The following is an 11,830-nucleotide window of genomic DNA, read 5'->3' on the forward strand; positions in this document are numbered from 1 at the left end:
TCTACCATTGGAGTTTCCCAATGAGCTCTTTACGGAATTTGTTGAAGAGCTACTGTTTCCTAAAACTCATAACTCACCGTCAGCTGAGCGTTACGGGCATCACCCATGTAGGTAAAGGCACCACTGCGATAAGACGCCAGGTAGTAGTCTTTATCCGTAACATTGCCAACATTCAGACGAGCGTTGAGCTTGTCGCTGAACTCATAAGTGGCAAACAGATCGAATACCGTGTAACTGGGGATTTCGTAGCTGGTGCCGGCTGCGGCATCGGGTTGGCCTGCATACATCTTACTGGAATAGGTGGCTGTGCCTCCCAGTGCCAGTTTGTCGGTCAATTGATAGCGCAGCTGTAAGAAAGCGCTGTCATCGGCAAAGTTACCCAGGCGCTCGCCTTCATTTTCAGGCTCAAACGAGTCCAGTACCTCAGAATCCATCATGGTCAGACCAAATTGGGTGCTGAGCTTGTCGGTAATATTACCACTCAAGCCAATTTCAAAACCTTTAACCCGGTTTTTGCCAGTGTTCAGGGTGCCGAGCGTTTCATAGCTGCTGCCAACACTTTCCATCACATCTTTTTTGGTGATCTGGAATACTGCTGCGGTGAACAACAGTTTGTTGTCCATCAGGTTCCACTTGGTACCCAACTCGACATTCTCAGTGGATTCGGGATCACTGTTGGTCACCTGGTCGGGATCACCACAGAGACCACCGTAACCACAGCTGCTGCCCACATCGGACTCTCCACCATTAATGTTGGAGGAAGTGCTGTAGGTCAGGTAGACATTGGCGTCTTCGTTAATCTTGAAAACAGTACCCAAGTGACCATTCCAGATGGTATCGTCGTAACTAAAGCTGACATCTGGGGTCTGTACCCAGGAACCGGTGGCTCTGCTCCAGACATCGGTTACGTTTTCGTAATCGAATCTATCAGCTCGAATACCGGCAAAGACTTCCCATTGATCATTAATGGTGATGGTATCCATAATCGACAGCGACGTGGTTTTAACCTGGTAATCGGAGTCTTCATCACCGCGGGTAATATTGCGTCCGAGCAATGTGTCGATATTAGCCACGGGATTGCCGTTGCCATCAAGCAAGCAGTGGGTGTATCTACCAGCGACGCAGTTGCTGTCACCGGTATTTTCCACATTGTATACGCCGTTGGTAACCTTCAGATCTGAATATTCGGCACTGAACAGGAACTGGTGCTGCATGCCCAACAGGGGAGTGTCGAAGTAAATATTGGTTTGGTTAACAAAGTATTCAACGTCCTGCCAACCCTGATGCGTACTTAGCCCAATGGTGGCCGCCCCTGGTGCAATAGGGTCACTGGCCTCTCGGTCATCACCTCGTGCGCCGGTAACGACGTAGCCATTATCGGTAGTGCCATAGCGAGTGGTGTTGTCGACACGCAGATTGTCGCTGGCCTGGTAGCTGGCGCGGAAGGTGAAGGTTTCTACGTCGGAATCCAAGAAGTCCTGTTTTTGCAGATATACAGGAATATCCTTAACGGGTTTTCCGCCGGAAACAATGTAGGTACCCATGTCAGGGGAGTCTTCTGCTTCCAGTGTGTAATAGTCGGCAGTCAGCGTCAGTTTATCGGTGGCTTTATAAGTTGCCGATAAGGCGACACCGTCACGGGCCTTATCGGCTTCTTCACGCTCGGGCACTTCTTCGTATGAATGCAGAAAGTTGACTCTAACGGCCAGATCCTCGGTGATTTTCTGGTTGCTGTCGAGGGTAAAGCGGCGATAACTGTCGGTACCTGCGCCGAATTCGGCTTTGGTAAAGTCGTATTCGGTGCTGGCTTGTTTAGTGATGCTATTGACTGCACCACCGGTAGAGCCGCGGCCTGCAAAGGTGGAGCTGGGGCCCTTGGTGATTTCAATCTGCTCAGTGGCAAAGCTTTCACGTGTGGTCATGCCGGGGTCTCGCAGACCGTCAACAAAGACATCACTTCTGGCTTCGTGGCCGCGAATAATGTAGCGATCGCCAAAGGCATTGCCGTTTTCACCAGTCCCAAGAGTAATACCGGGTTGTGCTGCCAGCACGTCGCGCAGATCAGTTTTACCTGATTCCTTAATCTGAGTCTGAGTCAATACGCTGATAGTGGCGGGCGTATCCGCCAGCTCTTTTACTCGACGCTTGTCACCGGAGAACTTGGCTTTATAGGGAGCGCCCGGCTCCGCATAGGGATTGGAGTCGATGGTACGATCTTCAATGCTGAGGCGATCAAGAAGAATGGTTTCTTCTTCCTCTTGTGCAATCACCGTGGCACTGCCCAATACGGTTGATAGTCCAAGCGCCAAAGCACTTTTAGGTAAATCGATCTGGGTGTCGAAGTGACTCCGCAGTAATTTGGGCTTTTTAACAGAGCGTTGACTCATAGTGGTTCCTCTTAAAGTTGTGGCTTAGAACTCTTGTCCATTCCAGTCCTAGGCGATTTGTGAATAACAGCTCAAGGCTATCTGTTAACGTCAGCTCAAGGCTATTTGTTAACAACAGCTCAAGGCTGCTTTGTTTTACCAGTTCAAAATTGTTTGCTAATTACGGTTCAAAGATAATGGTTTCGAAAGATGATCTCTTGGTTACTTGGTTACTTGGTTCGCAGCGAATAATCAATCGGAATAGCCAGGGTTAATTTTTGGCGTTGCATCTTATCTGGCACCGCAGGCAGGGGATTGGCCTTTTCCAGCATACGCAGTGCCGCTTGATCCAGTGCCGCAATGCCGGAGCTTTTCTTTATTTTTGAACTCAGGACTTGCCCGTCTCTAGCGATAGTAAATTTGATAACCACCGTTCCCTGCTGCTTTTCCTTTTTTAGTTCAGGGGGGTAATCTTTGTGCTGGTTCAGCCAGCTCATCAATTCAGAAAAATAGCCCTGTATGTCACCAGCGCGTCCACCACTGCGGGCCGAGTCGCCAGAGCCACTGGCTTTTTGCATGGCTTTTGACGTGTGAGTTCTCTCGTCGTTGCTGCGCAGGATATCTGTTTCTGATTCTTGCCCGGATGAAGTTGTCTCATTAATATCGACAATGTCTTTAACTTCGGCAATATCTTCTGTCTGTGTGACAGCTTGCTGTATGTGTTGAGTGGCGATATCCGGCTTAATTGTTGTCGACTCATCAGTAGCCAGCTCGGATGTTGCAATGGGCTGGGCGCTTTGCTCTGTTAGTGCCTGTCGATCCGCGACGACTGCTTGCTTCAGGTTGTTATCGGCTTTAGGCACAGGCTCGCTGCTGGGTGTGGCTTGGGTCTTTAGTGCTTTATCTTGTTCTGCAGCATCCGCGTAGGAGCCGGCCATACCCAGACCTACGGATATTCCGCCTTCGCCTTCACCCATTGCTCCATCCACAGGTGTGTGATCGAGAAATACAAACGCAAAAGCAAAGTGAATCAGCGCTGCCGTCACCAATGCAGAGAGTTTTTGGGGCCCGGAAATGTTCACGGCGTTTGATCTACTGCCAGTTGGATGTTTCCAAGGCCGCTGGCACGAAGGTGTTTCAGCAACGGATCCAGCGTTGTTGCCGGGAGATTGGCATCGGCTTTTAACAGAATACTCCTTTTTTCTGCCAACTGATTTTGCAACTGTCGCCAGTCGTAGGCGGTCAGCTCATCTAGTGCTCCCCATGACTGATCATCAAGCCACAAGCTGCGATCAGCGGCGAGAACAATGCTGGTTGTTTCGAGCAGTGGTACCGTTGTTGCCTGAGAGTGGGGGGCATCAAATGGCGCCGCATCTCTACTGGCGATAGTGCCCGCCACCATGAAAAAGATCAGCAATAAAAACACAATGTTAATCAGCGGAATCATATTGCTGTCATCGACGGCCCGCCGCGATGCAGAAACATAGGGAGAAGCCTGATTATTCAACATTACTGGATTCCGTGGATTCACCGATATTGAGTTTTTTTACGCCTTGCTTTTCCAGGTACGACAGAGACGTCACCAGATGTTGAATGCTGGCGGTGGTTTCGGCATGAACCAGTACGGCAGCTTGGTTGCCGATCGCTTGTTGCAGTAATTGATTCAGGTGTGAGTTACTGTTGCCGGCATAGTTAACTACTGCGCTTTTTATGCGCCATTGATCACCATTGATTACCCGTATCACCAAAGGCTCGGTGTCCGGCAGATGTTCGGTTGCGCCGGTATTGACTGGCGCCAGTTTAAGGGCGCTCAAGGGTGAGAAAGTCGAGGTCAGCATAAAAAACAGTAACAGGATAAAAACCACGTCAATCAAGGAGGTCAGCCCAATGGGGGAATGCTTATGCCCCGTGGGCGCAAAACCATTATTGAATTCCATAGGACAGGGTTCTTAAGAGATGGCTTTGGGGTAGCGCTGGGATACGGCGGGTTGTGGCTCCAGACTGCTCTGCTGTCTGGCAACCAATGTTAATAAACGAGCCAGACTGTCCCCCATGCCCTGGCCGCAGGTTTCGACTTTACGTTCAAACCAGCTGTGAATCAGAGTGGCTGGTATCGCTACCACCAGACCAATAGCGGTGGTGAGTAGAGCTTGCCAGATACCTCCCGAAAGTACCGAGGGGTCAACCTGTTTACCGGCGGCCTCCATGGCCTGGAATGCCTCAATCATGCCCATCACCGTGCCAAGCAGACCGATAAGCGGAGCCAGAGTGGCGACCACCTCAATCGGGCGGAGGTAGCTTCGCAGACCATTAATCAGCTTGGCGCCGTAGCGCTGTAACTCGTCTTGCAGGGCTTGGCCTGAGAGTTGTTCGGCCAAAATCATTTTGCTGGCGTGCGCCAGAAGCATTGCTTGAGGGTGTTTCTGTGTATCCAAACAGCTGCGGGCAGACTCAAATTCTTCTTTGCGCCAATGAAACAGGAAGGCTGTCGTGAAACTCTCCGCCGTTGACAACAGCAGGTGGGCGTGGGCCAGTTGGACCATCTTGATAATGCCAAGTGTCATCACAAAGATGGACATCATGACCAGCAGAGCCACGATAGGGCCTCCAGTCGTAATCAGTGTGGTAATGGCTTCGAGCAAGGGATTTCTCCAAACAATCAATTGATAATCGTTATCATTCACATTATCATTCGAACCTTATCATTAATAAATAGCATTTGATTCATAGTTATCATGAAAGAATTTGATACTTCGCTGGATGCCCGACAGCTCAAACTGTTCCTCTCCCTGGCGGATACCCTGTCTCTCACTAAAACCGCAGAAGCTTTGGGAGTGGGCCAGTCGACGGTTAGCCATGCGTTAAACCGTCTACGAAAAGAGCTCGGTGATCCTTTGTTTGTGCGGTCGGGACGAAGTATCAAAGCGACACATCATGCATTGAGTATTGTGGGGCGGGTGCGAGAGGTCATGACATTGATGGAGGGGCTGGTTCCCGTTGCTGAGTTCGATCCGGCGACTGCCAGTGGTGAAATTGTCATTGGCGCCAATGAGTACCAGCGTGACAGGTTATTGCCGGATTTCTTGCGAATCCTGCGACTGCAGGCGCCTGATTTGCGGCTGCGTATCGTATCCAACCCATTTGATCCACTGGAGTTGCTTCGGGATGAAACTATCGACCTGGTGTTGGCCCCTACGCCACCAGAAAAGGGCGAAATTCACAATATTGAATTGATGCGTGATTTCTATGCCATTTTTTATGATTCGTCGGCACGCGAAGCTCCACGCGCAGCCAGTGACTTTCTGGAGGCGGATTACGTTATACCGGACATCCTCCACGATCCGGTGACAGGTTATATTCGTCGCTTCTTGTCGCCGGTAAAGGGTCACGATATCAAGGCCAAGGTTGTGGTGAATTCCATCTCTGGTGTGCCACAATTTCTGAAAGGAACAAATATGCTGGCGCCTTTACCGGAAAAGTTGACCCTGATGTCGGGCTTCTCCAGCTGTCGCGTGCCTGGAACCAGCCATCCCTTCTATATTCATCTGTGTTGGCATCAGCGTAATCATGGCTCCCCCAAGCACCAGTGGATGATTCAACTGTTGCAGGAAATTGCCCAGGGTTAATACTGAATACCCGTCTGGTTTATGACAAGAAGCCTGGTTGAAACCAGGTGCCTTTTACCGGCCAATACCTTCAACAGTTAAAATCTGTTCAGAGTCCTTAGCGAAACGGTCGAGCAGCGATTTAACAAAACTTAACCAGGGTTGGCGGCCGTTACACCGGTTTGATCGGCGGAGGCAACTTTTTGTCATTTTTGGAGATTCCTTTCTTACCCTGCTATTGCGTTAAAGTTTAGAAATTAACTCGATGGCCTCTTGCCGGATGCAACAATAATAAAATCAAAGGAAATCACAATGAAGAAAGTGCTCTATTGTTTCGTGGCTCTTGTACTGCTGGTGATAGCTGGTGTCGGCACACTCATCAACTATTTGGCGCCAGAGACCGAGAGCGAGCGGATGGTGGATCAGTCAACCGTACGGCAACTGGATTCTGGAGAAGTTATCGGATTTACGAGCAATGATGTGTCGACCTGGCTCGGTATTCCCTACGCGGCATCGCCCGTTGGCGAGCTGCGCTGGAAAGCGCCTCGACCTGCAAAACGGTGGCAAAACCAGAAACAAGCGCTCCATTTTGGCGAGCCCTGTATGCAGCGCTCCAGCGGTCATGAAGTCATTGGCAATGAAGACTGCCTGTTTATTAATATCTGGTCACCCAGTGGCGCCGATGGTAAAAGCCCACAGGGCCTTCCGGTTATGTTCTGGATACATGGCGGCGGTAACAGCACCGGGCAGGCAGGCATCTCTCTTTATGATGGTTCTTACATCAGTCAAAAACACAATCTTGTCATTGTCAGTATTAACTATCGCGTCGGTCCTTTTGGTTGGTTCTATCACTCTGCGCTTCAGGCTGAAGGAGTGAGCCCGGAAGATGCCTCCGGTAACTTTGGCACACTTGACATTATTCAGGCTTTGAAATGGGTGAATCGCAACATCGCCCAATTCGGCGGTAACCCCAATAATGTGACGGTCTATGGAGAGTCTGCGGGAGGCTTTAATACCCTAAGTATGATGGCCTCGCCGTTGGCCAAGGGGTTGTTTCATCGGGCCATCTCGCAAAGCGGTGGCCTGGACATACACTCGGTTGAGCGGGCTGAGAACTATAAGGATGCGGCTGAGCCTGGGCACATATTCAGCTCAAAAGAAGTGGTCAATCTTGCGCTGATACAGAGAGGCTTGGCTGCGGATCGCGAGGCCGCCAAGCGTCATCAAGATGGCATGAATGCCGACGAGCTGGAAAAGTTCATGCGCAGCCTGAATGCCAAAGAAATCATTGATCTCTACTCCTCCACTGAGGGCAGTATGCTAGGCAGTCCCGCTCTGTTTGGAGATGGCTATGTGCTTCCTGCGGGAAGAAATGGCGCTGAAATGTTCACCGACGCGGATAATTACAACGCAGTACCCATCATTCTCGGCAGTAATCGCGATGAAACCAAAACCATGATGGCATTTAGCGATGACAGTGTCGATCGGACATTTGGCTACCCCACCGGCTTCAATAACCTGCCGAGGTACAACCGCAAAAGTTACTACTCCTCAGCGCTTTGGAAAATCTTTGGTGTCGATGATTTGGCGAATACCATGACTGCAGCCCAGGGATACAATGTGTATGCTTATCGATTTGATGTTGATGACTTGCGTGATTTGGGCTTTTTGGACTTCAGAGACCTGTTTGGAGCCGCTCACGCACTGGAAATTCCCTTTGTGTTTGGCAACTTCAGTAAATTCCTGCGGGTCTTACTGCCGGACTCCATGCAGAGTGAGTTTGATAAGGTTTCCGATCAAATGATGTCCTACTGGGCTGAATTTGCTTATTCCGGGTCGCCGGGCAAGGGGCGCGCCTCCGAACTGGCAGATTGGAAGCCCTGGAGTAAAGAACATCCGTCCGCCTTGCGATTAATGGTTTTCGATACGGAGTCGGATGCAGGAACACGGATGGTATCCGATCAGCTATCGATAGAAGATCTTCAGCAGCGCCTGCTGGCAGATACGACTTTTAAATCTGAGGCGGTCTATTGTGCGGTATATAATCGGTTGTTTACTGGGGCCGATTATTTCGCGCCGGAAAACCTAAAGGCTGCACAATATGACTGCAGTCAATACCCGCCCAATGAGGGCTGGGTGCTTATTGATTGAGGGCTCGGTGTTGAGCGGCTTCCAAATGCTGCAAAGACAAAGCAACAGATATCGAAAAGTGCCGTAGTGGATAAGCCATGTTTCCGCGATAGGGATTACGGATCCACTGTCGCGTTGACAATCGGTTTCAGATTTTGGGTCTGTTTGAACAATCTGACAAATTCAATCACATCCGATTGTTGCAGTGGCCTGGAATAGATATACCCTTGTACTAAATCCACTTCACGATCCTGCACATACTTCATTTGTTCTGCGGTTTCTATACCCTCTGCAACCACAGTCAGGTTCAGATTTCTGGCTAACTGCAAAACCGATTCAAGAATACTCTGGGATGCCCGGTCTTCGATGTTCTCAAAAAACAGCCTGTCGATTTTCAAGGAATCAACCGGGAAATCATGTAGGTGTCCTAACGAAGAATAGCCGGTGCCGAAGTCATCGAGCGAAGTCTTGAAACCGAAACCTTTAAGGGTTTTCAAAAGGTCTTTGCCCAAATCCTTGTATTCCATAATGCTCGTTTCAGTTACCTCGAATTCAATACTTTTGGGATCCACATCATAACGTTGAACGGTTTCGTTCAGTTGTTCAAACAACTCTCGATTGGAGAACTGACGCGGAGACAGATTCAGAGACATCTGAAAACACTCTTCAAATTCAATTTCCAGATGCTTCTGAAGACGACAACAGTTTTCCAGACAGCGAAGTGTTATCACATCAATCATAGGGCTGCGCTCGGCGATTGGGATAAATTTCGCCGGAGAAATGAAACCAAATTTCTTGGATTGAATTCGGGCAAGTGCTTCGAAGCCATGTATTTGATTGGTCACTGGATCGATCTTGGGTTGAAACCAGGACTCCACTTCATCGTTGGTCACGGCGTGATGAAGTACCTTGCTGATCTCCATCTGCGCCATTTCAGAGTTATGCATGGTGCCGTCATACAGAACCGCCTGCATCTTTCCTCGCCGTTTGGCTTCATACATGGCAGCGTCAGCAAACTGAATGAGTTCTTCCAGGTCGGCGGTATCAGAGGGAAACAGGGATATTCCAATGCTGCATCCAACAAATACTTCTGCACCCTCTAAGTCAAAGGGTGACTCCATGCTGGAGATTATGCGGTGTGCGACTTTTCGGGCATTGGACCGGCTGCGGATATCGGGCAGAACAACCGTGAATTCGTCCCCGCCTAGGCGTACCAGGCTGGCTTCCAGACTCATTTCGTCATCCAGGAAATGGTACAGCTGGTCATTGTTGCGCAGTTGCCCGGATACCCGTTCTGCAACCAGTTTTAGAAGCAGATCACCACTGGAATGACCGTGGGCATCGTTAACCTGCTTGAATCCATCCAGGTCCAGAAACATCAACGCCAGCTCAATCTTTAACTTGCGGCTGCGTTTAGCACTTTCTTCGAGGATATGGGGTAATGCATTGCGGTTGGGAAGCCCGGTCAGACCATCCTTGTACACTTGATTGCGCAGTGCCAGGTTTTGCTGGATGAGGCTCTTTCGCATGGAAGCAAAGGCCTTGAGCAATATGCCGATTTCATCATCTCTGTTCAGGTGTTTGGAATCGATATCGCTTTCGGTGTCATCAGCGGCGCGAACCAATGAGTATAGTGGTAACAGTACCATGTGGCGGAAGAGCAGGCCCAGAGCCAAGGGTAACAGCAGTAACACCAGCAGACCTGAAAAGGAAAGAGCAATCATAGCCTCGGCGATGTCGGAACTCAGAGCGTCCAGTTCCAGAATGGATAACAACAGTATTCCGGGTCGCCATTCATAGCGATCCACAAACCATGACTTGCCGTCAACGGTGAATATGCCCTGTGTGGCATTCATCGCTTGGGTACGGAACTCTTCTGATAACGCTTCCGGCGCGCTTGAATATAGAAGCTTGCCGCTGTCGTCTATTAACATGGGGCCCAGCTGACTGGCTGGTAAGGGAGTCGATGAAGAGAATACCTGATCCAATAAAAGAGTCATACGGACTGTTGCAACGGTCTGCATGACGGGCCTTTGCGGTGATTTGATCTCGCTCAGCATTTCAATGCCTCGATAGAACCTCAACACCGGGGCTTCAAAGTCTTCATGGATCTCAATGTTTATAACGTCATGATGTGGTTTCTCAAAAATGCGGGAAATTATTTCACTTCTCTGTATTTCTTCTTTATTGGAAACGTCAAAGGCCACCCGAATATCTTCTTGACCATCCGCCAGATAGAGGCTGATTTCAGCAACATCCGGGAAAACGTTGATAAGATCCGCAATATAGTTGGAGAACATCATATGCAGGCGGGAATCCTTGGTGTTTTCCTCGTTCCTATAATAACGTTTGGTTATTTCGTCTTTGACGATAAGGTCAGAAATTGAATATGCGGTCTGGTGTGCAGTATTGAGCTTAAACAGCCATGCGGCTCGCAGCTCCCTCGCCTCTTCGGTTTGTGAGGCTTTCGTATACGTCTGAATAAAGGTAACCACAGACAATCCGGCCGTCACTAGAAAGATAGTTGTGATGATAAGTACCAAAAATGTAATCTTTCGTCTCAGTAACACTAGGGCTTCTCGCTTGTATTGAGGGTATGCCAAGTGCTCATCAGCCGTCGCACAGTGGTGATTTCCGGTTGGGTAAACAATCGTAGTGGTGATTGCTGAATCGGTAGTGTTTTGGGTGGCCGTTTGGTACTACTATCAAGTTCAACCCTGCCCGATCTGAAGGAAACGGGCGAATTCAAATACTCGCGAATTTGGCGCAGGACTGTCTTGCGCATCAAAAAATTCAAAAACCTATGGGCCTGCCGAACGTTTTGACTTTGCGCGGAAATGGCGAAGCCGTCAACATAGTAAAACGAACCTTCTGTCGGGATAACAAATTCAACGTTAGGGTCTGAGTATTGAATGGTCTTCGCCTCTGCACTGAAGCCCTGTGCGACCCAGACATTACCGCTCGCGAGATGTTCAGTAACGGCTCTCAGGTCTGAGGTAAAATGCCGAACGCTGGGTCGAATATTCATCAGCAGTTTTTCCGCCGCGCGCATCTGTGGCCCGGTTGCGGACTGTATATCCTGGTGAAGATAGCGCATCACGGAGGACAGAAGCTCAACGGGCTGGTCAGAGAGTAAGATCTTACCGTGCAAGGCCTGAGTGTGGCTAAATACAGCTGACCAGGATACAAGGGGCGTAGTGATCAGATCTGCACGGTAAATGAGCCCGAAAGCATCTCCTGAATAGGGTACAAGGTAGCGATGTGTTGCTGAAAGTTGCTCGCGCCAGTGCCGATGAATGTTCTTCCGGTTCGGTAACCAGGTATTGTTCAATTCACCGATCCAGCCGTGCTTTGCGTGGTCATTTACTGCTGTGTTGTCCAACAGAATCAAATCAATGTCCGTATTCAGCAATTTCTCAATTCTTTCCTCTCTGGAGGACATGCGGGAATAGGGAATGAGCCGGATCTTGATACCGAATTTGTTTTGAAACTGCTGGATGACGGATGGAGATAGGTGATCCTCGCCGGCAAATATTGATAGGGAGTCTGCCACAGCCGCTTCAAACAGGCACAGCGACAAGAACAAAAGAGAGCAGGCGGATTTCTCTATCGTCGCCTTCAAATAGGTGCTGGTATTGCTGTTAATCACCGTCATTTTGTTAATCTGGCCCATTATGAGCATTTATTGAGTATAGACCACAGTTTACAGTTTATAGCCCCGGGATTGCC

Annotated in this window: 9 protein-coding genes; 2 read left to right on the forward strand and 7 right to left on the reverse strand. The window is 49.5% G+C overall.

Annotated elements, in window-relative coordinates:
* Positions 1-59 precede the first annotated feature (59 nt).
* The 5 genes from HBA55_RS04055 to HBA55_RS04075 all read right to left on the reverse strand — a co-directional run bounded on the left by HBA55_RS04055 (position 60) and on the right by HBA55_RS04075 (position 5,008).
* Complete coding sequence (locus HBA55_RS04055) at positions 60-2,387, reverse strand: TonB-dependent receptor (protein ID WP_166987415.1); 2,328 nt, start codon at positions 2,385-2,387, stop codon at positions 60-62.
* 209 nt (positions 2,388-2,596) lie between these two features.
* Positions 2,597-3,343, reverse strand: a complete 747-nt coding sequence (locus HBA55_RS04060) for an energy transducer TonB (protein WP_166987418.1) — start codon at positions 3,341-3,343, stop codon at positions 2,597-2,599.
* A gap of 101 nt (positions 3,344-3,444) precedes the next feature.
* Positions 3,445-3,876, reverse strand: coding sequence for an ExbD/TolR family protein (locus tag HBA55_RS04065; protein WP_166987420.1), 432 nt, complete (start codon positions 3,874-3,876; stop codon positions 3,445-3,447).
* Complete coding sequence (locus HBA55_RS04070; RefSeq protein ID WP_166987423.1) at positions 3,866-4,303, reverse strand: ExbD/TolR family protein; 438 nt, start codon at positions 4,301-4,303, stop codon at positions 3,866-3,868. Before HBA55_RS04070 ends, HBA55_RS04065 begins: the two co-directional genes overlap by 11 nt.
* Before the next feature lie 12 nt (positions 4,304-4,315).
* Positions 4,316-5,008, reverse strand: coding sequence for a MotA/TolQ/ExbB proton channel family protein (locus HBA55_RS04075; protein ID WP_206019506.1), 693 nt, complete (start codon positions 5,006-5,008; stop codon positions 4,316-4,318).
* Between the two features lie 93 nt (positions 5,009-5,101).
* On the opposite strand from HBA55_RS04075, the gene HBA55_RS04080 reads away from it, so the two are divergent.
* Together HBA55_RS04080 and HBA55_RS04085 are read left to right on the forward strand one after the other, a co-directional pair.
* A complete protein-coding gene (locus tag HBA55_RS04080; RefSeq protein ID WP_166987426.1) occupies positions 5,102-5,992 on the forward strand; it encodes a LysR family transcriptional regulator in 891 nt (296 codons plus the stop codon).
* A gap of 291 nt (positions 5,993-6,283) precedes the next feature.
* Positions 6,284-8,122, forward strand: a complete 1,839-nt coding sequence (locus HBA55_RS04085) for a carboxylesterase/lipase family protein (RefSeq protein WP_166987429.1) — start codon at positions 6,284-6,286, stop codon at positions 8,120-8,122.
* A 95-nt stretch (positions 8,123-8,217) separates the two neighbouring features.
* On the opposite strand, the gene HBA55_RS37985 is transcribed toward HBA55_RS04085, so the two are convergent.
* Positions 8,218-10,596 (reverse strand): EAL domain-containing protein, encoded by a 2,379-nt coding sequence (locus tag HBA55_RS37985; RefSeq protein ID WP_166987432.1) that lies wholly within the window; start codon positions 10,594-10,596, stop codon positions 8,218-8,220.
* 74 nt (positions 10,597-10,670) lie between these two features.
* On the reverse strand, positions 10,671-11,756 hold the full coding sequence (locus HBA55_RS04095) for an ABC transporter substrate-binding protein (RefSeq protein ID WP_166987435.1): 1,086 nt from the start codon (positions 11,754-11,756) through the stop codon (positions 10,671-10,673).
* Positions 11,757-11,830: the final 74 nt, after the last annotated feature.

The organism is Pseudomaricurvus alkylphenolicus (assembly GCF_011683955.1).
GTDB classification, from domain to species: Bacteria; Pseudomonadota; Gammaproteobacteria; order Pseudomonadales; family Cellvibrionaceae; genus Pseudomaricurvus; species Pseudomaricurvus alkylphenolicus.

What these genes read in the sequence shown, in the direction of transcription:
- HBA55_RS04055 (WP_166987415.1), bottom strand. Translation starts at nt 2,387, where the DNA reads ATGAGTCAACGCTCTGTTAAAAAGCCCAAATTACTGCGGAGTCACTTC.
- HBA55_RS04060 (WP_166987418.1), bottom strand. Translation starts at nt 3,343, where the DNA reads ATGGGTGAAGGCGAAGGCGGAATATCCGTAGGTCTGGGTATGGCCGGC.
- HBA55_RS04065 (WP_166987420.1), bottom strand. Translation starts at nt 3,876, where the DNA reads ATGTTGAATAATCAGGCTTCTCCCTATGTTTCTGCATCGCGGCGGGCC.
- HBA55_RS04070 (WP_166987423.1), bottom strand. Translation starts at nt 4,303, where the DNA reads ATGGAATTCAATAATGGTTTTGCGCCCACGGGGCATAAGCATTCCCCC.
- HBA55_RS04080 (WP_166987426.1), top strand. Translation starts at nt 5,102, where the DNA reads ATGAAAGAATTTGATACTTCGCTGGATGCCCGACAGCTCAAACTGTTC.
- HBA55_RS04085 (WP_166987429.1), top strand. Translation starts at nt 6,284, where the DNA reads ATGAAGAAAGTGCTCTATTGTTTCGTGGCTCTTGTACTGCTGGTGATA.
- HBA55_RS04095 (WP_166987435.1), bottom strand. Translation starts at nt 11,756, where the DNA reads ATGACGGTGATTAACAGCAATACCAGCACCTATTTGAAGGCGACGATA.